Consider the following 26,039-nt stretch of genomic DNA (forward strand, 5'->3'; position numbering starts at 1 on the left):
CGACCCCCGGTCCGTTCACAGTCGTACGGGTCATCATCGGCTGCCGCTCCGCGCAACCGCCGGAAGAGCAACCCGCTGTACCGCCCGACCGTCTGGAAGTCCATGAACACCAGACGTCTGGAAGTCCATGAACACCAGCCCCGGGCAGCCCCTGCCGCTGCCCGCGTCCGCCCTGCCCGACGGCTGCCCCTCCTGGGACGGTGAGCGGGCGCGCCGGTGGACCGACGCCCTGCCGCCGGGCTGGGTGCCCCGGCCGTCGCGGGGCGAGCACATCGGCCTCGCCCTGCTGGCCGCCGCGCTGGTCACCGGCGCGCTGATCTGGCCCGCCGACTGGCGTCCGTGGCTCGCCGCGCTGCTCGGGCTGCATCTGCTGTGGTCGGTCACGAGTCCGGAGACCGTGCGGGTCGTGGCGCCGCCGTCGGCGGCCGTCCTGCTGCTGTGGCCGCCCGCCTCGTCGTGGCCCCAGGCCGTGGCCGGTGTCCTCGCCCTGGCGCTCCTCTGGACGGCGGCGCTGCTGCGGCTGGCCGCGCGGACCCGGCAGCGGGAGCGGGCCGCGGACGTGTCCGGCGGTGTGACCGCGCCGGTGCCCGATGCCGGACCCGCCGTCGTGCGGGGGCGGTTCCAGGCCGGGTGCGGTGGGTTCCTCGCCGCCGTGGCGGTCGGAATCGTCCTGCTCGCGGTACCCGGTGGCTTCGCGGCCGCGCTCTGCTGGCCGGCGGCCGGGCTCGGCGCCACGCTGTTCGTCGCCGGGCTGCTGGGGCGGCGCCGGGCTGCGGCGCTGCGGGGCGGGCCGGTGCCCGTGCTGCGGGTGCTCGTGCGCGAGTCCGCCGGCGTCGGCACCGAGGTCTTCGCCGCCGACGACACGGGCGCGCTGCGTCCGCTGTTCACCGTCGCCGTCGCCGAGCTCGACCCGAAGGACGGCGAGGACGGCGAGGGCGAGGAGGACGCCGAGGGCGACGAGGAGCTGCTCGCGCGGCTGGAGCGCGAACGGCCCGGGCCGTTGCGGGAGGCCGTGCTGTACGGGGTGCCGTACGACGGTGCCGAGATCGTGCTCGTGTCCGCCGCCGAGGAGGCGGAGAAGGCCCCGCTGCCGGAGCGGTCGACGGGGCCGGTACGGGCACTGTCCGACGGCGCGCTACGGCGTCTGGCGGCGAAGGAGAAGCGGACCGCGGCACGGAGGGCGGCGCGCGAGGCGGCCTACGAGGAGCGCCGCCGGGCGGTTCGCGCGGCCGTGGCCCACGAGACGCCCGCCGAGGCCCCGGAGGGCGTACGGAGCTGGCGTGCGGGCCTGCTCGACCGGCTCGGCGGGCTGGCGCTGATGCTGTGGGGCGGCTACGTCATGTGGGGCGGCGGCGGCCTGTGGCACTCCCTGCTCGGTACGGTCCTCTGGATCGGCGGCATCCTGCGGCTGCCGCGCTGGTTCGCCTGGCGGATCACCGCCGACAGCGAGGGGCTGTGGTGCAACGGGCTGCGCGGCATCCGGCACATCGCCTGGGACGACCTGCGGAAGGTCGAGTGCGCGGGCACCGAGCTGACGCTGGGCAGCCGGCAGGCCGCCTTCAGCCAGTGGTCGGCGCACGCGCCGCGCTGGCCGTGGCTCGAGCGCCGGTTCGGGCTGCTGCACCCCTACGAGCGGACCGCCGCCGAGATCACCGTGCTGTGGCGGGAGCCCGCGCTGCGCCCGACGGTGCGCAGCGAGGAGAGCGACCGGGGACGCCCGCTGTGGCCGCTCGCCGCGGTGCTGGCGGTGGTGTGGACGGCGGCCCTCGTGTTCCTTCCGTAGGCCGCTGCCCGGGTACGGCGAAGGGGTGCCCCTGGAATCAGGGGCACCCCTTCGCCGTGGTGTGTGGACTCAGATGCCGGCGGCGGCGGACAGGTCCCGCTTGACGGCCGCGAGCAGGTCGGCCGCGCGGCTGTGCGCGGCCGGGAGGCCGTCGTGGGACGCGACCGGCACGACGACCTCCAGGTAGCACTTGAGCTTGGGCTCGGTGCCGCTGGGGCGGACGATGACGCGGGCGCCGTCGAGGGTGTAGCGCAGGCCGTCGGTGGGCGGGAGCCTGTCCGTGCCCAGGGTGAGGTCCTCGGCGCGGGTGATGGCCAGGCCCGCCAGCTCGGTCGGCGGCTGCTCGCGCAGGCGGCGCATCGCGTCCGAGATGACGGAGAGGTCCTGGACGCGGACCGACAGCTGGTCGGTGGCGTGCAGGCCGTGCTCCACGGCCAGATCGTCCAGCAGGTCGAGGAGGGTGCGGCCCTGCTCCTTGAGCACCGAGGCCAGCTCGGTGATCAGCAGCGCGGCGGTGATGCCGTCCTTGTCCCGTACGCCCTCCGGGTCCACGCAGTAGCCGAGGGCCTCCTCGTAGCCGTAGCGCAGGCCGTCCACGCGGGCGATCCACTTGAAGCCGGTGAGGGTCTCCTCGTACGGCAGGCCCGCCTTCTCGGCGATCCGGCCCAGCAGCGAGGAGGAGACGATCGACTCCGCGAAGGTGCCGGTGGCGCCCCGGCTCACCAGGTGGGCGGCGAGCAGCGCGCCCACCTCGTCGCCGCGCAGCATGCGCCAGTCGGACCCTGCCTTGACCGCCACGGCGCAGCGGTCGGCGTCGGGGTCGTTGGCGATGACCAGGTCCGGGTCGCTCGCGCGGGCCTGCGCGAACGCCAGGTCCATCGCGCCCGGCTCCTCCGGGTTGGGGAAGGCGACCGTCGGGAAGTCCGGGTCCGGGTCGGCCTGCTCGGCGACCAGCACCGGCTCGGGGAAGCCCGCACGGGCGAACGCGGCCAGCAGGACGTCCTTGCCCACGCCGTGCATCGCCGTGTAGACCGTGCGGGCGGTGCGCGGCGAGCCGGCGGCGAGGACGGCGTCGGTACGGGCCAGATAGGCGTCCAGCACCGAGTCGTCCAGGGTCTCCCAGCCGAGGTCCGGGCGGGGGACGTCGTGCAGCGAGACGATCGCGTCGATCTCGGCGGCGATCTCCGCGTCCGCCGGCGGCACGATCTGGGAGCCGTCGCCGAGGTAGACCTTGTAGCCGTTGTCCCGGGGCGGGTTGTGGCTGGCGGTGACCTCCACGCCCGCGACCGCGCCCAGGTGCTTTATCGCGAAGGCCAGGACGGGGGTCGGGAGGGGACGGGGAAGGACGGCCGCGCGCAGACCGGCGCCGGTCATCACGGCGGCGGTGTCCCGGGCGAAGTCGGCGGACTTGTGACGGGCGTCGTAGCCGATGACGACGAGTCCGCCGTGCTCACCCTTGCTCTTCAGGTAGGCGGCGAGGCCGGCGGCGGCGCGGATGACCACCGAGCGGTTCATGCGCATCGGGCCGGCGCCGAGTTCGCCCCGCAGGCCGGCCGTGCCGAACTGGAGAGTGCCGCTGAAGCGGGCGGAGAGTTCGGTGACGTCCCCGGCCTCGATCAGCTTGGCCAGTTCGTCGCGGGTCTCCCGGTCCGGGTCCTCGGCGAGCCATGCGCTGGCCTTGGCGATGAGATCGTCGTGCACCTTGGGATCAACCTCTCCTGTGTCTGCCTGCCGCCTGGGGACTCGGGCCCCAGACCCCCGTTCGCCCACCGGCCCACTCGGGGCGGTGGGCCGAAGAGCCCGCTTACAGCCTGCCCAGCACCTGCGTCAGCAGCTGGCCCATGCGCGCCGCCGAGTCGCGGCCCGCCTGGAGGACCTCCTCGTGGTTGAGGGGCTCGCCGGTCATGCCCGCCGCGAGGTTGGTGACCAGGGAGATGCCCAGCACCTCGGCGCCCGCCTCACGGGCGGCGATCGCCTCGAGGACGGTGGACATGCCGACCAGGTCAGCGCCGATCACGCGGGCCATGCGGATCTCGGCCGGGGTCTCGTAGTGCGGGCCGGGGAACTGCGCGTAGACGCCCTCCTCGAGGGAGGAGTCGATCTCCTTGCACAGGGCGCGCAGACGGGGGGAGTAGAGGTCCGTCAGGTCGACGAAGTTGGCGCCGACGATCGGGGACGTGGCCGTCAGGTTGATGTGGTCGCTGATCAGGACCGGCTGACCGGGGCGCATGCCCTCGCGCAGGCCGCCGCAGCCGTTGGTGAGAACCACGGTCTTGCAGCCGGCGGCGACGGCCGTGCGGACGCCGTGCGCGACGGCGGCCACCCCGCGGCCCTCGTAGAAGTGCGTACGGCCCAGGAAGACCAGGGCGCGCTTGTCACCGAAGGAGTACGAGCGGACCTTGCCGCCGTGCCCCTCGACGGCCGGCGGCGGGAAGCCGGGCAGCTCGGTGACCTGGAACTCGGCGTCGGGTGCGCCCAGGGCGTCGACGGCCGGAGCCCAGCCGGAGCCCATCACGAGGGCGACGTCGTGGGTCTCGGCGCCGGTGAGTGCGCGCAGGCGCGCGGCGGCGGCGTCGGCGGCGGCGTAGGGGTCGCCCTGGATGTCGTCCGGAAGAAGAGATGCGTTCACGCGATGAGGGTAGCCGGTCTTCGCCTACGCGCGTAGATGACAGACCTCACGGGAATGCTTTCGTTGTCTTGTCGTTTCCGACGAAGCGCGGGCAAAGCCGCAGGAAGGCCGCTGCCCGGCCGGCCTCAGCAGGGGCGCTTGCGGAGTTCCATCACATAGTCGTGGGGCGCCCCGGCCGACTCGGCCGCGTCCGCGATCTCCCCCAGGTACCGGGCCGAGGGCAGGCCGCCCTCGTAGGCGTTGAGGACGTACGTCCACGCCGACTCCTCGCCGTCCAGGGTGTGCACGCGGACCCGGGCGCGCCGGTAGATGCCGAGGCCGACGCCCTCCCAGCGGTCGAGGGACTCCTCGTCCATGGACGCGATGTCGTACAGGCCGACGAAGACCTGGGCGCCGGGCTCCTCGACGATCGTCGCCAGCGCGCCCTCCCAGCCCAGCTGTTCGCCGCCGAAGGTCAGCCGCCAGCCGTTCAGCCAGCCGATGGCGCGCAGCGGGGAGTGGGGGGCGCGGCGGGACATCAGCCGCGCTTCGAGGTTGCCGGCGTACGCGGCATAGAGCGACATGGGGAGAGGGTACGGCAGAAGAAACTCCTGTCTCGTCCGTACCGGAGACAGCCGTCCGACGCCCCCCCCGGGCAGTAGCACCTTGAAGCGTGCGGGACAATGGGGTACGTGACTCGGATCGTGATCATCGGTGGCGGACCCGGCGGATACGAAGCGGCGCTGGTCGCCGCTCAGCTCGGCGCGGAGGTGACCGTCGTCGACTGCGACGGTCTGGGCGGAGCGTCGGTGCTGACCGACTGCGTGCCGTCGAAGACCCTTATCGCTACGGCCGAGGTGATGACCACCTTCGACTCCTCGTACGAGGAGCTGGGGATCATCGTCGCCGACGACACCCCGCCGCTGGAGCAGGCGGCCCGGGTGGTGGGCGTGGACCTCGGGAAGGTCAACCGCCGTGTGAAGCGGCTCGCCCTCGCCCAGTCGCACGACATCACCGCGTCCGTCACGCGTGCCGGCGCCCGGGTCATGCGCGGCCGCGGCCGGCTGGACGGCATGCAGGGCCTCGACGGCTCCCGCAAGGTCGTCGTCAGCGCCGCCGACGGCACCGAGGAGACCCTCACCGCCGACGCCGTCCTCATCGCCACCGGAGGTCACCCGCGCGAGCTGCCCGACGCCCAGCCCGACGGCGAGCGCATCCTCAACTGGACCCAGGTCTACGACCTCACCGAGCTGCCGGAAGAGCTGATCGTGGTCGGCTCCGGTGTGACCGGCGCCGAGTTCGCCGGTGCCTACCAGGCGCTCGGTTCGAAGGTGACCCTGGTGTCCTCGCGCGACCGCGTGCTGCCGGGTGAGGACCCGGACGCCGCCGCCGTCCTGGAGGACGTCTTCCGCCGCCGCGGCATGAACGTCATGGCCCGCTCCCGCGCGCAGTCCGCCAAGCGCGTCGGCGACCGGGTCGAGGTGACGCTGGCCGACGGCCGCGTCATCACCGGCTCGCACTGCCTCATGGCAGTCGGCGCCATCCCGAACAGCGCGGGTCTCGGGCTGGAGGAGGCGGGCGTGAAGCTGCGCGACTCGGGCCACATCTGGACCGACAAGGTCTCCCGTACGACCGCTCCCGGCGTCTACGCGGCCGGTGACGTGACCGGTGTCTTCGCCCTCGCGTCCGTCGCCGCCATGCAGGGACGTATCGCCATGTACCACTTCCTCGGCGACGCGGTGGCCCCGCTGAACCTCAAGACGGTCTCCTCCAACGTCTTCACCGACCCCGAGATCGCCACCGTCGGCTACACCCAGGCGGACGTGGACGCGGGCAAGATCGACGCCCGGGTCGTGAAGCTGCCGCTGCTGCGCAACCCGCGCGCCAAGATGCAGGGCATCCGGGACGGCTTCGTGAAGATCTTCTGCCGGCCCGGTACCGGGATCGTCGTGGGTGGTGTCGTGGTGGCGCCGCGCGCCTCGGAACTGATCCACCCCATCTCGATCGCGGTCGACAACAATCTGACGGTCGAGCAGATCGCGAACGCCTTCACGGTGTACCCCTCCCTTTCGGGGTCGATCGCGGAGGTGGCGCGGCAGCTGCACACGCGCAAGGCGGGCGTCGAGGTCTGACGGCCTGCCCCGACTTCCCGCTGGTCACAGGGAGTTGTCGAGCATGCGTGCGGCATAGGCGGGAAGATTAGGCCCTATACCACTTCCCGTCCTACCGTGCGAACAACTTCTGTTATTCGGCGCAAACTGCTGAAACCAGACGGTCGTTGGGGTTACTGTCAGTTTCGTGTTCGCTGCAGAACGTCGCCAATTGATCCTCGAAATGGTGCGAGCGAACGGGGCCGTGTCGCTCCGTGAACTCGCCCGCGTCGTCCAGACCTCCGAAGTGACCGTACGGCGGGACGTGCGCGCACTGGAGGCAGAAGGACTCCTCGACCGCCGGCACGGCGGTGCGGTACTGCCGGGCGGGTTCACGCGGGAGTCCGGCTTTCCGCAGAAGTCCCATCTCGCGACCGCCGAGAAGACGGCCATCGCCGATCTCGCCGCGGGACTCGTCGAAGAGGGCGAGGCCATCGTGGTCGGCGCGGGTACGACCACGCAGGAGCTGGCCCGCCGGCTCGCGCGGGTACCCGGGCTGACCGTCGTCACCAACTCCCTGCTGGTGGCACAGGCGCTGGCCCACGCCAACCGCGTGGAGGTCGTGATGACCGGCGGCACCTTGCGCGGCTCCAACTACGCCCTCGTCGGCTCCGGAGCGGAGCAGTCCCTGCAGGGGCTGCGGGTGTCGAAGGCGTTCCTCTCGGGGAGCGGCCTGACCGCGGAGCGGGGGCTGTCCACGTCCAACATGCTCTCGGCGTCCGTCGACCGTGCGCTGGTGCAGGCCGCGGCGGAGGTCGTGGTCCTCGCCGACCACACCAAGCTGGGTGCGGACACCATGTTCCAGACGGTGCCGACCGATGTCATCACCCGGCTGGTCACGGACGAGCCGCCCGCGCACGACGATCGTGCCGCCACGGAGCTGCAGGCTCTCGCGGATCAGGGGGTGCAGATCGCTGTCGCGGGGGCGAGCAGCCCTCCGGGGGGTGAGCAGGTCCCGGCGCGGCGTCCGCTGCCGGGACCTCGGCGGGGGCAGGGCGGGTTGCGGGGAATGCTGGGGGAGCCGTCGGCAGGGGTTGAGCGGGGGCGCGTCGCCGACCTTCGCAGGCGCTGAGGTTCCTTCGCCTGTGCGCCGTAGGGCCTGTGGCGGGTGGGCGCGTGCGAGTCGTGTGTGGCTGGTCGCGCAGTTCCCCTCGCCCCTGCGGTTGCGCCCTGACGACTCGAAAAGCGGACGCCCGGCAGAGCCTTTGTCCACCGGGCGTCGCTCAGACTTCTGACGTCAGTCCTTGATCTCGCAGATCGCGGCGCCGGACGTCACCGAGGCGCCCACCTCGAAGTTGAGGCCCTTGATGGTGCCCGCCTTGTGGGCGTTGAGGGGCTGTTCCATCTTCATGGCCTCGAGGACGACCACCAGGTCGCCTTCCTTGACCTCCTGGCCCTCCTCGACCGCGACCTTCACGATCGTGCCCTGCATCGGCGAGGCGAGGGTGTCGCCGGAGGCCACCGGGCCGGACTTCTTGGCCGCGCGGCGCTTCGGCTTGGCGCCGGCGGCGAGGCCGGTGCGGGCCAGGGACATGCCCAGGGAGGACGGGAGAGAGACCTCCAGGCGCTTGCCGCCGACCTCGACGACGACCGTCTCGCGGCCCGTCTCCTCCTCGGCCTCGGCCTCGGCGGGGGTCGCGAACGGCTTGATCTCGTTGACGAACTCCGTCTCGATCCAGCGGGTGTGGACCGTGAAGGGCTCGCCGGAGCCGGTCAGCTCCGGGGCGAACGCCGCGTCCCGCACGACCGCGCGGTGGAACGGGATCGCCGTCGCCATGCCCTCGACCTGGAACTCCTCCAGGGCGCGGGCGGCCCGCTCCAGGGCCTCCTTGCGGGTGCGGCCGGTGACGATCAGCTTGGCGAGCAGGGAGTCCCAGGCCGGGCCGATGACCGAGCCGGACTCCACGCCCGCGTCCAGGCGGACGCCGGGGCCGGACGGCGGGGTGAACTGGGTGACCGTGCCGGGAGCCGGGAGGAAGTTGCGGCCCGGGTCCTCGCCGTTGATCCGGAACTCGAACGAGTGTCCGCGCAGCGCGGGGTCGTCGTAGCCCAGCTCCTCGCCGTCGGCGATACGGAACATCTCGCGGACCAGGTCGATGCCGGCGACCTCCTCGGTCACCGGGTGCTCCACCTGGAGGCGGGTGTTCACCTCGAGGAAGGAGATCGTGCCGTCCTGGCCGACCAGGAACTCACAGGTGCCGGCACCCTCGTACGCGGCCTCCTTCAGGATCGCCTTCGAGGCGCGGTACAGCTCGGCGACCTGCTCCTCGGAGAGGAACGGCGCCGGGGCCTCCTCGACCAGCTTCTGGTGGCGACGCTGCAGGGAGCAGTCACGGGTGGAGACCACGACCACGTTGCCGTGCTTGTCGGCGAGGCACTGGGTCTCGACGTGGCGGGGGCGGTCGAGGTAGCGCTCGACGAAGCACTCGCCACGGCCGAAGGCGGCGACCGCCTCGCGGACCGCCGACTCGTACAGCTCCGGGACCTCTTCCAGGGTGCGGGCGACCTTCAGGCCGCGGCCGCCGCCGCCGAAGGCGGCCTTGATGGCGATGGGCAGGCCGTGCTGTTCGGCGAACGCCACGACCTCCTCGGCACCGCTCACCGGATCGGGCGTACCGGCCACCAGGGGGGCACCGGCGCGCTGGGCGATGTGTCGGGCGGCGACCTTGTCACCCAGGTCGCGGATGGCCTGCGGGGGCGGGCCGATCCAGATCAGACCGGCGTCCAGGACCGCCTGCGCGAAGTCGGCGTTCTCCGAGAGGAAGCCGTAACCCGGGTGGACCGAGTCCGCGCCGGATTCGCGCGCGGCGTTCAGCACCTTCTCGATGTCCAGATAGCTGGTGGCTGGGGTCTCACCACCCAGGGCGAACGCCTCATCCGCGGCGCGGACATGCAGAGCGTCCCGGTCCGGGTCGGCGTAGACGGCCACGCTCGCGATCCCGGCATCCCGGCAGGCCCGGGCAACGCGGACAGCGATTTCGCCACGGTTGGCGATGAGCACCTTGCGCACGATTGAGGCTCCCTCCTTGAAACAAGCCGAGTTTAGGGACTGCCGACACGGCACTTCGACCCGTCCCCAATGGTGAGCTTGCCCACACGGAGCGTGATACGAGGCTCGCTCGACCCGCGAAATCCCTTGTCGCACCTCGGTACGCAGGACTCCTCCGGGAAACCCTAGCCCCGTCATGTGGTCAAGGTCTCTGTGAGAGCGTGCTGCGGCCCACTCTGTTTCTTTGTCGAGTCCCTACGAATGGCCCAATGATTCTTTGCCGGTGACCGAACCCTTGTCCCAGGGTTTACCCGTTAGTAGCGTTCGCGATGACTCGAACGTACTTCAGGTAACAGCAGCTCTGCTCGGGCTGAGGTCGAAGGTGGGTGGGGACCGGTGGTGCGCAGACCGGTGGCATGGGTCGTAGCGGTCGTCCTCTTGGCCGAGGCGTTGGTGATCGGGGCGCTGAACTGGTTCCTCGGGGTGGTGGTGGACCGGCAGCAGATGTCCCTGGCGGGCCTCGATCCGGACGTCATGTCGAAGTCCTCGAAGATCGGCGGGGTCGCCTTCGGCCTCTACTTCGCTTTGTGCGCTCTGGTGGCCCTGCTCGTGGCGATACGCAACCGCGCACCCGCGGGATTCGGGCGTGTCGCGCTGATCAGCGTGGCGGTCGTGCACGGTCTGCTGGGCGCCTTCACGCTGAGCCTGGTGGGCTGGCCGTCCTTCGTCTTCATGATCGTGATGCTCGGCCTCCTCGTCCTGCTCCTGGTGTCCTACGACCGCGAGGACGGCCCGGAGCAGGCTGCCTCCGGCGGCGACCCGGGGACGGGCGGCGACCCGAAGGCCGAGGGCGAACCGGCCGGGGCCCCGGGTGCCGTGGGCGAGTCGCACAGCCGGACGGACGAGCCCCAGGACGGGGACGAGGAGCCGCAGGACTCCGTCCCCGCCCAGATCACTCAGCCGGTGCCCACAACTCTGTGATCCCGATGCCCAGTTCGGCCAGCAGCCGTCGCACGAGGGGCAGGCTGATGCCGATCACGTTGCCGTGGTCGCCGTTGATGCCCTCGATGAACGGCGCCGAGCGGCCGTCCAGGGTGAAGGCTCCCGCGACGTAGAGGGGTTCGCCCGAGGCCACGTACGCGGCGATCTCCTCGTCCGAGGGCTCGCCGAAGTGGACGACGGTGGAGGCGAGCCCCGCGACGTACCGCTTGGCCGCCGTGTCCCAGATGCAGTGCCCCGTCTGGAGGGTCCCGGTGCGCCCGCGCATCGCCTTCCAGCGGGCGGTGGCCTCCTCGGCGTCGGCCGGCTTGCCGAGCGCCTGCCCGTCCAGCTCCAGCACCGAGTCGCAGCCGATCACCAGGGCGCCCTGCACCTCCGGCTTCGCCGCCACGACGGAGGCCTTGGCCTCGGCGAGCGCGAGCGCCAGATCGGCCGGGGTCGGTGCGGTGACGGCGTCCTCGTCGACGCCGCTCACGATCACCTCGGGGGCGAGGCCGGCCTGGCGGAGCAGGCCCAGGCGGGCGGGGGACTGGGAGGCGAGCACGAGGCGTCTGCGCGGCTTTGCAGTCATGCCGTCAGGTTAGCGGGGCCGCCGGGTTACCTCAGGCCGAGCATGATCATGCCGAGCAGCATGGCCAGGGCCATGACGAAACCGAGCCGCCGGAGCATCTCCTGCGTGTCGCGGAGTTCCTCTGGCGGCTCGTTCTCGGGGTCTGACCACAGCATGCCACCAGCGTGGGGCTTGGGCCGGGCCGGGGGCCTGAGTAGGGGTACTCAAATCGGCCCTGGTGTTGTCGAGCCGGTCGGGCCGTGGGGCGCTGCGGGTCCGTTGTGGCTGGTCGCGCAGTTCCCCGCGCCCCTGGGGAGTCAGGCCTCAGCTCGGCCAGTACGTGCGGGTCCACGACGCCCGGCCCGGCATCGGGACTCGCTGTGCTGCGATGCGGGCAGGGTCCGACCAGGAGTCCCTCGGGCCCGGTGCGCCGGGCGGCAGCGCTGCTGCCGCCGCGGCGCGGGCGCGGACCACCGCCAGAGCGGCGGCCAGCTCCTCCGGGGTGGGGTTGCCTCGTACGACCTTGATGTTCATGACCGCTCCAAGGGTCCGCGGGTCCTAGAGGGGGATGTTGCCGTGCTTCTTCGGAGGCAGGGATTCCCGCTTGGTGCGCAGTTGACGCAGGCCCCGGACGATGTGGCCGCGGGTGTCGGACGGCATGATCACCGCGTCGACGTAGCCGCGCTCGGCCGCGACGTAGGGGTTGAGGAGGGTGTCCTCGTACTCCTGGATCAGGCGCGCGCGGACCGCCTCGAGGTCCTCGCCGTTCGCCTCCGCCTCCGCGATCGTGCGGCGGTGCAGGATGTTGACCGCGCCCTGGGCGCCCATGACGGCGATCTGGGCGGTCGGCCAGGCGAGGTTGAGGTCGGCGCCCAGGTGCTTGGAGCCCATGACGTCGTACGCGCCGCCGAAGGCCTTGCGGGTGATGACCGTGATGAGCGGGACGGTCGCCTCCGCATAGGCGTAGATCAGCTTCGCGCCGCGGCGGATGATGCCCGTGTGCTCCTGGTCGACGCCCGGGAGGAAGCCCGGGACGTCCACGAAGGTGAGCACCGGCAGGTTGAAGGCGTCGCAGGTGCGCACGAAGCGCGCCGCCTTCTCACTGGCGTCGATGTCGAGGCAGCCGGCGAACTGCATCGGCTGGTTCGCGACGATGCCCACCGGGTGGCCCTCGACCCGGCCGAAGCCGGTGACGATGTTCGGCGCGAACAGCGCCTGCGACTCGAAGAACTCGGCGTCGTCCAGGACGTGTTCGACCACCGTGCGGATGTCGTAGGGCTGGTTCGCGCTGTCCGGGACCAGGGTGTCCAGCTCCAGGTCCTCCGCGGTGACGGTGAGGTCCGCCTCCTCCGGGAAGACCGGGGGCTCGCTGAGGTTGTTGGACGGCAGGTACGACAGCAGCTGCTTGACGTACTCGATGGCGTCCTTCTCGTCGCCGGCCATGTGGTGAGCCACGCCGGACGTCGAGTTGTGGGTGCGGGCGCCGCCCAGCTCCTCGAAGCCGACGTCCTCGCCGGTGACCGTCTTGATGACGTCCGGGCCCGTGATGAACATGTGGGACGTCTGGTCGACCATGACCGTGAAGTCGGTGATCGCCGGGGAGTAGACAGCGCCGCCGGCGCACGGGCCGACGACCAGGCTGATCTGCGGGATCACGCCGGACGCGTGGGTATTGCGGCGGAAGATCTCGCCGTACGCGCCGAGGGAGGCGACACCCTCCTGGATCCGGGCGCCGCCGGAGTCGTTGATGCCGATGACCGGGCAGCCGGTCTTCAGCGCGAAGTCCATGACCTTGACGATCTTCTGGCCGTAGACCTCGCCGAGCGCGCCGCCGAAGACCGTGAAGTCCTGCGAGAACACCGCTACGGGGCGGCCGTCGACCGTGCCGTAGCCCGTGACGACGCCGTCGCCGTACGGGCGGTTCTTCTCCAGCCCGAAGTTGCTGGAGCGGTGGCGGGCGAACTCGTCCAACTCGACGAAGGAGCCCTCGTCGAGCAGTAGCTCGATGCGCTCACGCGCCGTCAGCTTGCCCTTGGCGTGCTGCTTTTCGACGGCGCGCTCCGAGCCGGCGTGCGTCGCCTCATGGATACGGCGCTGCAGATCCGCGAGCTTGCCCGCGGTCGTGTGAATGTCGATCTCTTCCGGCTCGGACATCGGGATCGCGGCTCCCTGCCTGCTCAAAAGGGGGGACGGTTACTCATCCGTAGCGTAGTGGCGTGGCTTCGTGTCGGCAGTGCGGCGTTTCCCACACCTAGGGTGACTTGCATGACGCCGCACAATGCATCAGACGACAGCCGTTGGTCCGACCTGGACCGTCCGCCCCTGAACGCCGCCGCGCTGCGCAGGGCCCTGGTGCGGGAGGGCGGGCTGTGGTCGGAGCTGGACGTGGTCCAGCGCACCGGCTCCACCAACTCCGACCTCGTGGCCCGGGCCGGCGCGGGCAAGGCGGGGGAGGGTGCGGTCCTGATCGCCGAGGAACAGACCTCCGGGCGGGGGCGGCTGGAGCGGGAGTGGACCGCGCCTGCCCGGTCGGGGCTCTTCTTCTCCGTTCTGCTCAAGCCGGTCGAGGTGCCGGTGGCCCGGTGGGGGTGGCTGCCGCTGCTCACCGGCGTGGCGGTGGCGGCCGGTCTGTCCCGGGCCGCCGGTGTGGACACGGCACTCAAATGGCCCAACGACGTGTTGGTGACCGTGGGTGACGAGGAGCGCAAGACCGGGGGCATCCTGGCGGAGCGGGCCGGGGACGACGCGGTCGTGGTCGGCGTCGGGATCAACGTCACGCTTCGGGCCGAGGAGCTGCCTGTGCCGCAGGCGGGGTCGCTGGCGCTGGCCGGGGCGGTGAGCACGGACCGGGATCCGCTGCTGCGGGCCGTGCTGCGGTCGCTGGAGGAGTGGTACGGGCGGTGGCGGGCGGCCGGGGGTGATCCGGGGGACAGCGGGCTCCAGGAGGCCTATGCGGCGGGGTGCGCGACGCTCGGGCGGGTGGTGCGGGCCGAGCTGCCGGGGGATCGGGCGCTGGTGGGGGAGGCGGTCGCCGTCGATGGCGACGGGCGGCTCGTCATCGCTACGGAGCGTGGTGTGCAGGAGCCTGTGGGGGCGGGGGACATCGTCCATCTGCGGCCTGCGTGAGGTTGCGGGGTGCCTGCGGCGCCTTTGCCGGTTCGGGTGGGGCCGCTTCTCGCGGCGTCCGGCTGGGCTTGGGTGGGGGTGCCTGCGGCGCCTGCGCGGGTTCGGTGGGGTGCTTGTGGCGCCTGCGCGGGTTCGGTGGGGTGCTTGTGGCGCCTGTGCGGGCTTGGGTGGGGCCGCTTCTCGCGGCGTCCGGCTGGGCTTGGGTGGCGGTGCTTGTGGCGCCTGTGCCGGTTCGGTGGGGGTGCGCGTAGTGCCCCGGGTGGGGTGTGGGTCGGGGTCGCGCCGGGGGGTGTCCGTCCTCGGAACGGCACGGAATCGGTCGGCGGGCAGAAGCTGGTGTCGACGCGCCGACCGCTGCGGGCGGACCCCGGCCCGTCCCCTCCCGCCATGGGCGGCTGCGGCGCCGTTCGGCCGACGGCACGGCAGCTCCCCAAGGGGGGCCGATGCCGGGGACCGGGCGCACGGCCCCGGGGGCGAGCCATCGGCTGAACCCTACGGAGTGAGCTGGCGCACACCTGCCGTAGAGTTGAGGCCGGTCGATACCTGACCGTGGCAGATCGGAAGGGCAACAGGCGTGACCGTCGACGACACGGGCTCCGGCGCGGACGCGGACGGCCGGGTTGACCCCCAAGCCGACGACTCCGGCGAGGATCCGCTTGCCCTGCGTCTCGAGCAGCTCATCCTGGGGGCCGAGCGGCGCTACACCCCTTTTCAGGCGGCCCGCAGCGCCGGTGTCTCCATGGAGCTGGCGTCGCGGTTCTGGCGGGCCATGGGGTTCGCGGACATCGGGCAGGCCAAGGCGCTCACCGAGGCCGACGTGCTGGCCCTGCGGCGGCTCGCCGGTCTGGTGGAGGCGGGGCTGCTGAGTGAGGCCATGGCCGTCCAGGTCGCGCGGTCGACCGGGCAGACCACCGCCCGTTTGGCCGAGTGGCAGATCGATTCCTTCCTGGAGGGGCTGACCGAGCCCCCCGAGCCGGGCATGACCCGCACCGAGGTGACGTACCCGATCGTCGAGCTGCTCCTGCCCGAGCTGGAGGAGTTCCTGGTCTATGTGTGGCGCCGCCAGCTCGCCGCCTCGGCCGGCCGCGTCGTGCAGACCGGCGACGACGAGGAGATGGTCGACCGTCGGCTGGCCGTCGGCTTCGCCGACCTCGTCGGGTTCACCCGGCTGACCCGGCGGATGGAGGAGGAGGAACTGGGCGAGCTGGTCGAGGCCTTCGAGACCACGGCCGCCGACCTGGTCGCCGCGCGGGGCGGACGGCTCATCAAGACCCTCGGTGACGAGGTGCTGTACGCCGCCGACGACGCGGGTATCGCCGCGGACATCGCCCTGCGGCTGGTCGAGACGATGGCGAACGACGAGACGATGCCCGAGCTGCGGGTGGGGATGGCGTTCGGCACGGTGACCACCCGGATGGGGGATGTCTTCGGTACGACCGTCAATCTGGCGTCGAGGCTGACCTCGATAGCGCCGCGTGACGCCGTCCTCGTCGACAGTGCCTTTGCCGAGGAGCTGATCCGTACCGCCGAGGCACCCGCCTCCGAGGCCGAGGCGGCCGAGGCCGCTGCCGCCGCCGAGAAGGAGGGCGAGGAGCCGCCCAAGTACCGCTTCGGGCTCCAGCCGATGTGGCAGCGGCCGGTTCGCGGGCTCGGTGTCGTCGAGCCCTGGCTGCTCAATCGTCGCGACGGTCAGTCCTGACCGTCCGAACGGGCGCCCGGCAGGTCCAGGCACAGGGCGATCACCGGTACGCACACCCCGCCCTGCTCGGGTGCGGGTGTCTGCGTCGTCCGGCTGGGCGTCGGCGTGGGGGCCCGGGTGGGCGTGGGCGTCACCGGAGTCGTGGCTGACGGGCGGGGGGCCGTCGTCCTCGGGGCGCTCGTCGGGATCGTGGTCGGGATGTCCGTGCTGTCCGGGAGCGTCGTGGGGGTCGCCTGCGGGGCGGTCGTGGTCGTGGGTGTCACCGGGGGCGTGGGGGCCGGGCCGAAACCGCCCATGACCGACGTCGCCGAGGGCAGGGTCGTGGGGGCGGTGTCGCTCGCCGGGCCGGACGCGTGGTCGGTGGTGCCGCCCTGGTCCAGGCGGGGCTCCGCCTCCGCCGTACCCGTGGCGCCCACCCCGGAGTCCGGGGCCACCCGGACGAGGCTGAGGACTCCGGCTGCCAGGGCCAGGCCGCCCGCGGCCAGCAGGACCTTGCGGGGGCGGGGCTTGCGGTGGCGGCCGCGGCGGACGAGGGGCAGGACGGGGATCCCCGTCGGCTTTCTCTCGGCCGTGCCGGGCTGTGCAGGTATCGGTGTCATCAGGTTCCTCCCCGCCGTGCGCCATGGCGGAGCGCACGCTATGCGCTCTTGTGGGCGGTGTGGGGTGAGTCGGCCGGGATGTCACTCGAACGGGCGTAGAACAGCGGGCGGGGGCGGCTCTTTCCCGGGGCGGGGTACGGCTGCGATGATCGGGCCGACAGTGAGTTAACCCGCGTTAACCGGAGGGTGTCATGAGCGAGGAGCGGTTCGGGGAGTTCGTGCTGGTGCGGCGGCACGGGCATGTGGCTGAGCTGGTGCTGGACCGGCCCAAGGCCATGAACGCCGTCTCGACGGAGATGGCCCGTTCCGTCGCCGCCGCGTGTACGGCGCTCGGTGCCGACCGGGACGCGCGGGTGGTCGTCCTGACCTCGTCCCACGAACGGGCGTTCTGTGTGGGGGCCGACCTGAAGGAGCGGAACTCGTTCAGCGACGCGGATCTGGTGCGGCAGCGGCCGGTGGCGCGCGGGGCGTACACCGGGGTGCTGGAGCTGCCCATGCCGACGATCGCCGCCGTGCACGGCTTCGCCCTGGGCGGCGGTTTCGAACTGGCCCTGTCCTGCGACCTGATCGTGGCGGACCGTACGGCGGTGGTGGGGCTGCCGGAGGTGTCCGTGGGAGTGATTCCGGGAGGTGGCGGCACGCAGTTGCTGCCGCGGCGGGTCGGGGCGGCACGGGCGGCCGAGCTGATCTTCTCGGCGCGGCGGCTGGAGGCTGCCGAGGCTGCCGAGCTGGGGCTGGTGGACCAGTTGGTGGAGGAGGGCCGGGACCGCGAGGAGGCGCTGGCGCTGGGGGCGCGGATCGCCGGGAACTCGCCGGTGGGGCTGCGGGCGGCGAAGCGGGCGCTGCGGCTCGGGCACGGGCTGGATCTGCGGGCCGGCCTGGAGGTCGAGGACGCGGCGTGGCGGTCGGTGGCGTTCTCGGGCGACCGGGCGGAGGGCGTGGCCGCGTTCAACGAGAAGCGGAAGCCGCAGTGGCCCGGGGAGTGAGCCGGGGCACGGGCGGGGGTGTGGGTCCCGGGTGTGCTCCTGCGGCCACCTGATCGCCACGCTCCTATCCCTGTTTGCACCGTTTCATCCATAACCTGGGGTGATGGGTGAGGACAAGCGGCTCGCCGCCGTGGTGGCGCTGGCTCAGGGGATGGCGGCGGCGCACACCCCGCGGGAGTCGTGGCGGGCCGCCGCGCTCGGTGCCTGCCGGGCGCTGGACGGGACCTTCGCCGCGCTGTCGGTGTGGGAGCGGGAGCTGGGGCGGCTGCGGGTTCTGGTGAACGTGGGGGAGCGCCGCCCGGACGAGGAGGAGTTCCCGGAGGCCGAGGCCTATCCGGTGCACCAGTTCCCGGAGATCACCGAGTTCCTGCACGAGCGCTGGGCGGGCGGCGGCGAGCCGAACGCCTGGGTGGAGACCGCCGAGGGCACGGCGGCCGGCACCCCCGGCTACCACCACCACCGGGTCGCCGCCCTGCGCCGCAGGGGCCGCGGCTGCTGTCTGGTCGCCCCCGTCGTGCTGCACGGCAGGGCCTGGGGTGAGGTGTATGTCGCCCGCGCGGCCGGCGAGCCCGTGTTCGGGCGGGCGGACGCCGACTTCGCCACGGTCCTGGCCGCCGTCGTCGCCGCGGGCATCGCGCAGACCGAGCGGCTGGAGGAGGCGCGCCGGCTCGCGTTCACCGACGCCCTCACCGGCCTCGCCAACCGCCGCGCCGTGGACGTGGGTCTGGAGGAGGCCGTGGAGCGGCATCGAGCGGGCGGGGTCGTCGTCAGTCTCGTCGTCTGTGATCTCAACGGGCTCAAGAGGGTCAACGACACTCTCGGGCACGAGGTGGGGGACCGGCTGCTGGAGCGCTTCGGGTCGGTGCTGTCGCTGTGCGGGGCGATGGTGCCGGGTGCGCTCGCGGCGCGGCTCGGCGGGGACGAGTTCTGCCTGCTGGCGGTGGGGCCGCCCGCCGGCGACGTGGTCGAGGCCGCTGACGAACTGTGCCGCAGGGCCGCCGAGTTGGAGCTCGGGGAAGGGGTGGCGTGCGGGGTCGCCTCGACCGGGGAGGCGATCGGGCCCGTGCGCTCGGCCCGGCGGCTGTTCCGGCTGGCCGACGCCGCCCAGTACCGGGCCAAGGCCATGCGCGCGGACCGGCCGGTGGTGGCGGGCCGGGAGGGGCCGGACGACCCCGTCGTGCGCCTCGCCGACGAGCCGTCGCCCGAGCGGGCCGAGCGCGGGGAGCGGCGGCGCTTCCGCGGGCGCCGGCCGCCCGGGGGCGGCCGTGAGGTGAAGCACACGGATCGGTAAGGGGCACTCCTGTTCCCCACTAGTGACATCAACGCATTCAATGCGTACGCTCCTGAATATGGATATGCACACTGTGGTGGTGGGGACGTCCGGTGTCACCGCGTCCGACGTTCTCGCCGTGGCGCGCGGCGGCGCCCGGATCGAGCTGTCGGCGGAGGCGGTGGCGGCCCTCGCGGCGGCCCGGGAGATCGTGGACGCGCTGGCGGCCAAGCCGGACCCGGTCTACGGCGTCTCCACCGGTTTCGGAGCCCTGGCGACCCGGCACATCAGCCAGGAACTGCGCGCCCAGCTGCAGCGCAACATCGTCCGCTCGCACGCGGCCGGCATGGGCCCGCGGGTCGAGCGCGAGGTTGTACGGGCGCTGATGTTCCTGCGGCTCAAGACCGTCTGCTCGGGACACACGGGTGTGCGGCCCGAGGTCGCGCAGACCATGGCCGACGTGCTGAACGCCGGGATCACCCCGGTCGTGCACGAGTACGGCTCCCTCGGCTGCTCCGGCGACCTGGCCCCGCTGTCCCACTGCGCCCTCGCGCTGATGGGCGAGGGGGACGCGGAGGGGCCCGACGGCACCGTCCGGCCCGCCGGTGAACTGCTCGCCGAGCACGGCATCCAGCCCGTCGAGCTGCGCGAGAAGGAGGGCCTGGCCCTCCTGAACGGCACCGACGGCATGCTCGGCATGCTGGTCATGGCCCTCGCCGACCTGGACACCCTGTACAAGTCCGCCGACATCACCGCCGCCCTCAGCATGGAGGCGCTGCTCGGCACGGACAAGGTCCTCGCGCCCGAGCTGCACGCCATCCGGCCGCACCCGGGCCAGGGCGCCTCGGCCGCCAACATGCTCGCCGTCCTCAAGGACTCCGGGCTCACCGGGCACCACCAGGACGACGCGCCCCGCGTCCAGGACGCCTACTCGGTGCGCTGCGCCCCGCAGGTCGCCGGTGCCGGGCGGGACACCCTCGCGCACGCCCGTCTCGTCGCCGAGCGGGAGCTGGCCTCCGCCGTCGACAACCCCGTCGTGCTGCCCGACGGCCGTGTCGAGTCCAACGGCAACTTCCACGGCGCCCCCGTGGCCTACGTCCTGGACTTCCTCGCCATCGCGGCCGCCGACCTCGGCTCCATCGCCGAGCGGCGCACCGACCGGCTGCTGGACAAGAACCGCAGCCACGGGCTCCCGCCGTTCCTCGCCGACGACGCCGGTGTCGACTCCGGGCTCATGATCGCCCAGTACACGCAGGCCGCCCTGGTCAGCGAGATGAAGCGGCTGGCCGTTCCCGCCTCCGCGGACTCCATCCCGTCCTCCGCGATGCAGGAGGACCACGTGTCCATGGGCTGGTCGGCCGCGCGCAAGCTGCGCACCGCCGTCGACAGCCTCACCCGGATCATCGCCGTCGAGCTGTACGCCGCCACCCGCGGCATCGAGCTGCGCGAGGGCCTGACCCCGGCGCCCGCCTCGCAGGCCGTGATCGGGGCCGTGCGTGCGGCCGGTGTGCAGGGTCCCGGACCCGACCGGTTCCTGGCCCCCGACCTGGCCGCCGCCGACGCCTTCGTGCGCGGGGGGCACCTGGTCGCCGCCGCGGAGACGGTCACCGGTCCGCTTCAGTAGGACACGGAAGAGGTGAAGGGGCCCTGTCGTGCGACAGGGCCCCTTTCACGACGTCACTTCAGCTTGGCCGCCTGGGCCTTGATGACCGGGGCCGACACCGTGTAGGCCTTCTTCGTCATCATCGCGCCGATGTTGATGGTGGTGTACGTGGCGAGGGTGTTCCCGTGCCGCACGACCTCGGCGTGGAGCGGCAGGGCGCCGTCCTTGCCCGAGTCGTTGGTCGCCGTGAAGGCCACCGACTCGTCGCCAGTGCCCGAGGACTTCTCCTCCGCGACCTTGGTGAACTTGCCCTTCTCGCCGTCCTGCTCGCCGGTGAAGCCGCCCGAGCAGGACTTCACCGCGTCGGTCACCGACTTCAGGGCCGACTCGGCGCCGTCGCCGTCGTACGAGGCCAGGGTGACCACGGTGACGTCCAGGTCCATGGAGTCGTTGAGCGCGTCCTCGAACTTGCCGTCGGCCAGGTCGTCCAGGGACGTGGCCTTGTCCGTGGGGGCCTTCTTGTCCTCGGTGGCCATGCGGCTGGTGTTCGCCGCCGGCTCGCCGGGCGCGATGCCGGTCAGGGCCCGGAGCACCGGGTCGCACTGGGCGTCGTCGGACTTGACCTTGCTCTTGTCGGGGATGCCGCCCTCGACGGAGCCGACCTTGTAGCCCGGCACCTCGCCCTTGGCGATGATCAGCTGCTTCAGCTCAGCGGCGCTCAGCGCCTTCGCGGCCGGGTTCCCGCCCTTGCCGCCCTTGCCGTCTCCGGAGTCCTTCGAACCTGCGTCGGAGCAGCCGGTGATGAGGGCGAGCGACAGTGCGCTCACAGCTGCGGTGGCGCACAGCCGCACGCCCGATGATCTCTTCATGGGCGGACTATGCGTTCTCTGTCAAAGAAGAGTCAAGCTCAATTAAAAGCCGAGGCGTTCCCGCCGTATCGAATACACCACGAATCCGGCACCCACGGCGAGGAACAGGCTGCCGCCGACGACGTAGGGCGTGGTGTCGAAGCTGCCGGTGTCGGCGAGCTGGGTGCTGTCCGCGGTGTCCGTGGAGTCCGTGGCCGCGGCCTCGGATATCGCCTTCGCCTGCTGGGTGACCTGCGTCGTTCCGGTCACCTCCGTGGTCGCTCTGGCCGTGCCGTCCTGCGACGCGTTGGCGGACGGGACGAACCACAGGGCGCACAGCAGGGTCCCCGCGGCGGTGGCGGTCAGCAGCGGACGGCGAGCGGATGGCACGGAATATCGATCCCCCTTGTGACGCTGGCGAATTGGCCGTGTGGGGCGATGTTAGTGAAAATCGCGGGTCACGGGAAAGTCACGGGAGGTTTCAGTCGTACGCTCCGGTCATGAGCACGGAAGAGACATCACGTTTTGTACGGCTTCGGGTGGAGCTGGTTCTTGAGGTGCACGACGAGGGCGAGGTGACCAAGGCCGCGCTGCGCCGGCTCGCCGCCGACTCCGAGCTGCCTCCGGAGGAGCGGACCCACGCCGAGAACGCTGTGACGGAAGACACTGCGGAGGCCCTCGCCTATCTCGTGGACCCGTTCGACCTGATCAGCGAGGTGCCCGGAGTGGAACTCCAGCAGGCCTCCTGGTCCAGCGAGCGGATCGAGTACGACCCGGATTCGCCGGACTGGGAACTGGACGAGGAAGATGGGGACGACGAGGAAGACGACGGCATCGGCTGAGCGGCCCGGGGAACCCGGCCCCGGACGGCAACCGCCGTCCGGGGTCTCGTCGTCTCAGGGGGCGCACGGACGGCTTCCGCACCACCCGTCCCGGGCGGGACGTGGTGTGGCCCACACATTCGATCTATGTGGAACGGGGCGGACCGGCCGTAGCGTTGAAAGTTCCCGGCGGGGGCTTTCGGGGATTCCGCGGATTCGGCAGCGATGGAGAAGCGTGTGATGACGGACAGTAAGCGGCGCAAGGGCCTGACGGTCGCGTCCGCACTGCTCGGCGGTGTACTGGTGCTCACCGGGTGTTCCGGCGGTGACGACACCAAGGCCACCGGCAACGGAGACACCTCCCAGGCCAAGGCCGACGAGGCGGCGGCCAAGAAGTCCTCCGAGGCCCAGATCACGATCACGCCCAAGGACGGCTCCAACAACGCCTCCATCAACAACTCGGCCGCCGTCACGGTCGCCAAGGGCACCCTCACCGGTGTGACCATGACCACCGCCGACGGCAAGGCCGTCGCCGGCGCGCTGTCCGCCGACAAGAAGAGCTGGAAGCCGACCACCCAGCTGGAGCGCTCCACCGGCTACAAGGTCGCCGCGGAGGCCAAGGACGCCGCGGGCCTCGTCGCCCACGAGAACGCCTCCTTCACCACGGTCTCCCCGGCCAACAGCTTCATAGGCAACTTCACGCCGGAGGACGGTTCCACCGTCGGCGTCGGCATGCCCGTGTCGATCAACTTCGACAAGGCGATCACCAACAAGGCCGCCGTCCAGAAGGGCATCACGGTCACCAGCAGCGGCGGCCAGGAGGTCGTCGGCCACTGGTTCAACGCCAACCGCATCGACTTCCGCCCCGAGACGTACTGGAAGGAGAACTCCACCGTCACGCTGAAGCTCAACCTGGACGGCGTCCAGGGCGCGAGCGGCGTCTATGGCGTGCAGCAGAAGACGGTCACCTTCCACATCGGCCGCAACCAGGTCTCCTACGTCGACGCGCAGACCAAGCAGATGAAGGTCACGCAGGACGGCAAGACCATCAAGACCATCCCGATCTCCGCCGGTTCGCCCGAGAACAAGACGTACCAGGGCATCATGGTCATGCAGGAGAAGTTCAAGGAGACGCGCATGAACGGCGCGACCGTGGGCTTCACCGACGACGACGGCAAGGGCGAGTACGACATCAAGGACGTGCCGCACGCCATCCGCCTGACCAGCTCCGGCACCTTCCTGCACGGCAACTACTGGGGCGCGAAGTCCATCTTCGGCAGCGTCAACACCAGCCACGGCTGCGTGGGCCTGTCCGACACCAAGGGCGCCGGCGACCCGAACACGCCGGCTGCCTGGATGTACAACAACTCCCTGGTCGGTGACGTGGTGGTCGTCCAGCACACCGGTGACAAGACCGTCTCCCCGGACAACGGCCTCAACGGCTGGAACATGGACTGGGCGCAGTGGAAGGCCGGTTCGGCCGCCTGACAGCCCCCGCACAGCTCTTCCGATGCCGCCCTCAGGGGCGGCATCGGTGTTTCCGGGGCTTTTCCGGGGGCGGCCACAGCCTTCTCATGGTTCTTTTATTTCGGCCTTATCGAGAAATCACGGTCCGTACCTAGCTTGCGGGCATGTTCTTCACCTACCTGAGGCGCGAACTGCGCCGCCGCAGAAAGGCGGCCCTGGTCGTCGCCTCCGGCCTCGCTCTGGGCATCGCACTGGTCATCGTGGTCAACTCCGTTTCCAGCGGCATGGGCAAGGCCCAGGACAAGGTCCTGCAGTCGCTGTACGGACTGGGCACCGACATGACCGTCACCAAGGCGGCATCGGCGTCCACCGGCGACGCCCAGCGGCCCCGCTTCCGGTTCGACGCCCGCAACAACGGCGACGACTCGACCCAGAGCAGCGACCGCGTCATGGTGCAGGGCTTCCAGACGCTGTCGGCCTCGACCGTGACCAAGGTCGGCGCCCAGTCGGGCGTCTCGGACGCGGTCGGCGGGCTGAGCCTGCAGGTCATCAAGATCAGCGGCCAGTTCACGCGCGGCCAGTTCCAGCAGAACGGCGACGGAGGCAGCCGGCTCGGCGGCCCCGGCGCGACCGGCCGGCCGCAGGGTGAAGTGCGCGGCGGCGGCGCCGACTTCGGCGTCAACAACTACTCCGTCTACGGCACCGACGTCACCAAGCCGGCCCTCGGCCCGCTGACCTCGTCGAAGATCACCAGCGGTCGTACGTTCAGGACGACGGAGACGAACGCCAAGGTCGTCGTGGCCGACTCGGCCTACGCCAAGCAGAAGAAGTACAAGGTCGGCTCCACCGTCACCGTCAAGGGCGTCAAGTTCAAGGTGATCGGCGTCGCCACCGCCGACAGCGGTGACCCGGCGGCCAACCTGTACATCCCGCTGGGGCAGGCGCAGGCCCTCAGCGACTCCAAGAACAAGGTCACCACGATCTACGTCAAGGCGACCGACTCGCAGAAGATCGACAACGTCAAGTCGGCCATCCAGAAGAACGTCTCGGGTACGACGGTCACCACCTCGGCCGACCTCGCGGACACCGTCTCCGGCTCCCTGTCCACCGCCTCCTCCCTCGCCACCAACGTCGGCAAGTGGCTGTCCATCGCGGTGCTGGTGGCCGCGTTCCTGGTCGCGGGGCTGCTCACCTCCTCCGCCGTCTCCCGGCGCGTCCGCGAGTTCGGCACGCTGAAGGCCCTGGGCTGGAAGTCCGGCCGGGTGACCCGGCAGGTGGTCGGCGAGGCCGTCGTCAACGGCCTGGTGGGCGGCGCCCTCGGCATCGCGCTCGGCCTGGCGGGCGCGTACGCCGTCACGGCCATCAGCCCGGGCCTCGAGGCCCAGCTCGGCGGCACGGGCGGCGGCGGTTTCGGCGGCGGCCCCGGCGCAGGTGGCTTCGGCGGCCCCGGACGCCGGCCCGGCAAGACCCTGGAGGTCGCCCTCACGGCCCCGGTCAGCCTGACGACGATCCTCCTGGCGGTGGGCCTGGCGGTGGCCGGCGGCCTGATCGCGGGGGCGTTCGGCGGCTGGCGGGCGTCGCGCCTGCGTCCCGCGGATGCGTTGCGACGGGTGGAGTAGCAGGCCCTCTCAGCGGGGCTGGAGCAGCCCCCACCGACCCGCAGCCGAAGACGATCCCAGGAGCCACCATGTACGAACTCACCAACGTGACCAAGCGCTACACCAGGGGCAAGGACACCGTCCACGCCCTCGACGGCATAGACCTCACCATCGGCGACGGCGACCGACTCGTCATCCAGGGCCCCACGGGCGGAGGCAAGTCCACCCTCCTCCAGATGCTCGGCGGCCTCGACCGCCCCACCGAGGGCGAGGTCGTCCTCGACGGCACCGACCTGGCCAGGCTCTCCGAGGCCCGTCTCACCAAGGTCCGCAGCGAGAACATCGGCTTCGTCTTCCAGTCCTTCAACCTCATCCCGACGCTCACCGCCCAGGAGAACGTGGAGACCGCTCTCGTCCCCCTCGGAATCAAGGCCAGGGAGCGCCGCGAACTGGCCGCCGAAGCGCTGAAGTCCGTAGGTCTCGGCGAACGCCTCTCGCACCTGCCCTCCGAAATGTCCGGAGGACAGCAACAGCGCGTCGCCATCGCCCGCGCACTCGTCAAGCGGCCGAAGGTCCTCCTCGCCGACGAGCCGACCGGCAACCTCGACGAGAGCATGCGTGACGAGATCATGGACGTACTCGAACGCCTGTGGAAGGAGCACGGGCTGACCTTCATCATGGTCACCCACGACTCCGCGATCGCGAAGAAGGCCCCGCGGCTGGCCACGATCCGCAAGGGCAGGATCACCGTGCGGGAGAACGCGGGCGCCTGACGGCCCATAACACCGTTGGTACGGGCGCGACTTAGCGATTCTGTAACGGTGTCCCCCCTGGCGCGTAACAGTTTTGGGCAGCGCTTTCTTACGGTCCTCTCAACTATTGAGCCGTCTGATCGCCCCCCGGCATACTTCGGCATCCGGGGGGTTGGCGTGCAGGTGTGCGG

At 71.5% G+C, this 26,039-nt stretch carries 24 protein-coding genes; 13 read left to right on the forward strand and 11 right to left on the reverse strand.

The features are described from left to right. The first annotated feature begins 127 nt into the window (after window positions 1-127). Window positions 128-1,783: a hypothetical protein gene (locus AC07DS_RS06485; RefSeq protein ID WP_479143212.1), complete on the forward strand. Its 1,656-nt coding sequence runs from the start codon at window positions 128-130 to the stop codon at window positions 1,781-1,783. Between the two features lie 69 nt (window positions 1,784-1,852). Here AC07DS_RS06485 and AC07DS_RS06490 read toward each other — a convergent pair whose 3' ends face one another. From AC07DS_RS06490 to AC07DS_RS06500, 3 genes are all read right to left on the reverse strand, one after another. Continuing rightward, window positions 1,853-3,484 carry a phospho-sugar mutase gene (locus tag AC07DS_RS06490; RefSeq protein ID WP_479143214.1) on the reverse strand — a complete coding sequence of 544 codons (1,632 nt, stop codon included), beginning with the start codon at window positions 3,482-3,484 and terminating at the stop codon, window positions 1,853-1,855. Window positions 3,485-3,587: 103 nt separating this feature from the next. Beyond that, window positions 3,588-4,412, reverse strand: coding sequence for a purine-nucleoside phosphorylase (locus tag AC07DS_RS06495; protein ID WP_479143216.1), 825 nt, complete (start codon window positions 4,410-4,412; stop codon window positions 3,588-3,590). A 125-nt stretch (window positions 4,413-4,537) separates the two neighbouring features. Then, window positions 4,538-4,975 carry a gamma-glutamylcyclotransferase family protein gene (locus tag AC07DS_RS06500; RefSeq protein ID WP_479143218.1) on the reverse strand — a complete coding sequence of 146 codons (438 nt, stop codon included), beginning with the start codon at window positions 4,973-4,975 and terminating at the stop codon, window positions 4,538-4,540. A 99-nt stretch (window positions 4,976-5,074) separates the two neighbouring features. Here AC07DS_RS06500 and AC07DS_RS06505 point away from each other — a divergent pair, with 99 nt between their 5' ends. Then, complete coding sequence (locus AC07DS_RS06505; RefSeq protein ID WP_479143220.1) at window positions 5,075-6,523, forward strand: NAD(P)H-quinone dehydrogenase; 1,449 nt, start codon at window positions 5,075-5,077, stop codon at window positions 6,521-6,523. A 166-nt stretch (window positions 6,524-6,689) separates the two neighbouring features. Then, entirely contained in the window at window positions 6,690-7,613 is a 924-nt protein-coding gene (locus AC07DS_RS06510; RefSeq protein WP_403950111.1) for a DeoR/GlpR family DNA-binding transcription regulator, read from the forward strand. Between the two features lie 165 nt (window positions 7,614-7,778). Here the strand turns inward: AC07DS_RS06510 and AC07DS_RS06515 are convergent, their stop codons facing one another. Continuing rightward, window positions 7,779-9,551: an acetyl/propionyl/methylcrotonyl-CoA carboxylase subunit alpha gene (locus AC07DS_RS06515; RefSeq protein WP_479143223.1), complete on the reverse strand. Its 1,773-nt coding sequence runs from the start codon at window positions 9,549-9,551 to the stop codon at window positions 7,779-7,781. Between the two features lie 375 nt (window positions 9,552-9,926). On the opposite strand from AC07DS_RS06515, the gene AC07DS_RS06520 reads away from it, so the two are divergent. Then, the gene (locus tag AC07DS_RS06520; RefSeq protein WP_479143225.1) at window positions 9,927-10,511 is read left to right on the forward strand and encodes a hypothetical protein; all 585 of its coding nucleotides are present in this window, start codon (window positions 9,927-9,929) and stop codon (window positions 10,509-10,511) included. Here AC07DS_RS06520 and AC07DS_RS06525 read toward each other — a convergent pair. From AC07DS_RS06525 to AC07DS_RS06540, 4 genes are all read right to left on the reverse strand, one after another. Next, on the reverse strand, window positions 10,483-11,100 hold the full coding sequence (locus AC07DS_RS06525) for a Maf family protein (protein WP_479143227.1): 618 nt from the start codon (window positions 11,098-11,100) through the stop codon (window positions 10,483-10,485). The genes AC07DS_RS06520 and AC07DS_RS06525 overlap by 29 nt on opposite strands. A gap of 26 nt (window positions 11,101-11,126) precedes the next feature. Continuing rightward, window positions 11,127-11,255 (reverse strand): morphogenic membrane protein MmpB, encoded by a 129-nt coding sequence (gene mmpB / locus AC07DS_RS06530; protein ID WP_261386320.1) that lies wholly within the window; start codon window positions 11,253-11,255, stop codon window positions 11,127-11,129. Window positions 11,256-11,403: 148 nt separating this feature from the next. Next, window positions 11,404-11,613, reverse strand: a complete 210-nt coding sequence (locus tag AC07DS_RS06535; protein WP_479143230.1) for an acyl-CoA carboxylase epsilon subunit — start codon at window positions 11,611-11,613, stop codon at window positions 11,404-11,406. Window positions 11,614-11,637: 24 nt separating this feature from the next. Then, entirely contained in the window at window positions 11,638-13,233 is a 1,596-nt protein-coding gene (locus tag AC07DS_RS06540; protein ID WP_145879841.1) for an acyl-CoA carboxylase subunit beta, read from the reverse strand. A gap of 111 nt (window positions 13,234-13,344) precedes the next feature. Between AC07DS_RS06540 and AC07DS_RS06545 the strand changes: the two genes are divergently transcribed. Both AC07DS_RS06545 and AC07DS_RS06550 read left to right on the forward strand, forming a co-directional pair. Then, complete coding sequence (locus AC07DS_RS06545; RefSeq protein ID WP_479143232.1) at window positions 13,345-14,205, forward strand: biotin--[acetyl-CoA-carboxylase] ligase; 861 nt, start codon at window positions 13,345-13,347, stop codon at window positions 14,203-14,205. A gap of 574 nt (window positions 14,206-14,779) precedes the next feature. Continuing rightward, on the forward strand, window positions 14,780-15,904 hold the full coding sequence (locus AC07DS_RS06550; protein WP_479143234.1) for an adenylate/guanylate cyclase domain-containing protein: 1,125 nt from the start codon (window positions 14,780-14,782) through the stop codon (window positions 15,902-15,904). Here AC07DS_RS06550 and AC07DS_RS06555 read toward each other — a convergent pair. Then, window positions 15,895-16,503 carry a hypothetical protein gene (locus AC07DS_RS06555; RefSeq protein WP_479143235.1) on the reverse strand — a complete coding sequence of 203 codons (609 nt, stop codon included), beginning with the start codon at window positions 16,501-16,503 and terminating at the stop codon, window positions 15,895-15,897. The two genes, AC07DS_RS06550 and AC07DS_RS06555, sit on opposite strands and share 10 nt — an antisense overlap. Window positions 16,504-16,694: 191 nt before the next feature. Here AC07DS_RS06555 and AC07DS_RS06560 point away from each other — a divergent pair, with 191 nt between their 5' ends. The 3 genes from AC07DS_RS06560 (at window position 16,695) to hutH (ending at window position 20,383) form a co-directional block, all read left to right on the forward strand. Beyond that, window positions 16,695-17,489 carry an enoyl-CoA hydratase/isomerase family protein gene (locus AC07DS_RS06560; protein WP_479143237.1) on the forward strand — a complete coding sequence of 265 codons (795 nt, stop codon included), beginning with the start codon at window positions 16,695-16,697 and terminating at the stop codon, window positions 17,487-17,489. 103 nt (window positions 17,490-17,592) lie between these two features. Beyond that, the gene (locus tag AC07DS_RS06565) at window positions 17,593-18,780 is read left to right on the forward strand and encodes a GGDEF domain-containing protein (RefSeq protein WP_479143239.1); all 1,188 of its coding nucleotides are present in this window, start codon (window positions 17,593-17,595) and stop codon (window positions 18,778-18,780) included. A gap of 64 nt (window positions 18,781-18,844) precedes the next feature. Continuing rightward, the gene (hutH, locus tag AC07DS_RS06570) at window positions 18,845-20,383 is read left to right on the forward strand and encodes a histidine ammonia-lyase (RefSeq protein ID WP_479143561.1); all 1,539 of its coding nucleotides are present in this window, start codon (window positions 18,845-18,847) and stop codon (window positions 20,381-20,383) included. 53 nt (window positions 20,384-20,436) lie between these two features. On the opposite strand, the gene AC07DS_RS06575 is transcribed toward hutH, so the two are convergent. Together AC07DS_RS06575 and AC07DS_RS06580 are read right to left on the reverse strand one after the other, a co-directional pair. After that, the gene (locus AC07DS_RS06575) at window positions 20,437-21,231 is read right to left on the reverse strand and encodes a hypothetical protein (RefSeq protein ID WP_479143241.1); all 795 of its coding nucleotides are present in this window, start codon (window positions 21,229-21,231) and stop codon (window positions 20,437-20,439) included. Window positions 21,232-21,273: 42 nt separating this feature from the next. Next, window positions 21,274-21,600 carry an LAETG motif-containing sortase-dependent surface protein gene (locus tag AC07DS_RS06580; protein ID WP_479143243.1) on the reverse strand — a complete coding sequence of 109 codons (327 nt, stop codon included), beginning with the start codon at window positions 21,598-21,600 and terminating at the stop codon, window positions 21,274-21,276. 110 nt (window positions 21,601-21,710) lie between these two features. On the opposite strand from AC07DS_RS06580, the gene AC07DS_RS06585 reads away from it, so the two are divergent. The 4 genes from AC07DS_RS06585 to AC07DS_RS06600 all read left to right on the forward strand — a co-directional run bounded on the left by AC07DS_RS06585 (window position 21,711) and on the right by AC07DS_RS06600 (window position 25,869). Continuing rightward, the gene (locus AC07DS_RS06585) at window positions 21,711-22,052 is read left to right on the forward strand and encodes a hypothetical protein (RefSeq protein ID WP_479143244.1); all 342 of its coding nucleotides are present in this window, start codon (window positions 21,711-21,713) and stop codon (window positions 22,050-22,052) included. A gap of 219 nt (window positions 22,053-22,271) precedes the next feature. Then, window positions 22,272-23,519 carry a L,D-transpeptidase gene (locus tag AC07DS_RS06590; protein WP_479143246.1) on the forward strand — a complete coding sequence of 416 codons (1,248 nt, stop codon included), beginning with the start codon at window positions 22,272-22,274 and terminating at the stop codon, window positions 23,517-23,519. Window positions 23,520-23,662: 143 nt separating this feature from the next. Next, on the forward strand, window positions 23,663-25,117 hold the full coding sequence (locus tag AC07DS_RS06595) for an ABC transporter permease (RefSeq protein WP_479143248.1): 1,455 nt from the start codon (window positions 23,663-23,665) through the stop codon (window positions 25,115-25,117). A 68-nt stretch (window positions 25,118-25,185) separates the two neighbouring features. Continuing rightward, entirely contained in the window at window positions 25,186-25,869 is a 684-nt protein-coding gene (locus tag AC07DS_RS06600; protein WP_479143249.1) for an ABC transporter ATP-binding protein, read from the forward strand. The last annotated feature ends 170 nt before the right edge of the window (window positions 25,870-26,039 follow it).

The sequence above is a fragment of the Streptomyces sp. NPDC044064 genome, assembly GCF_056434245.1.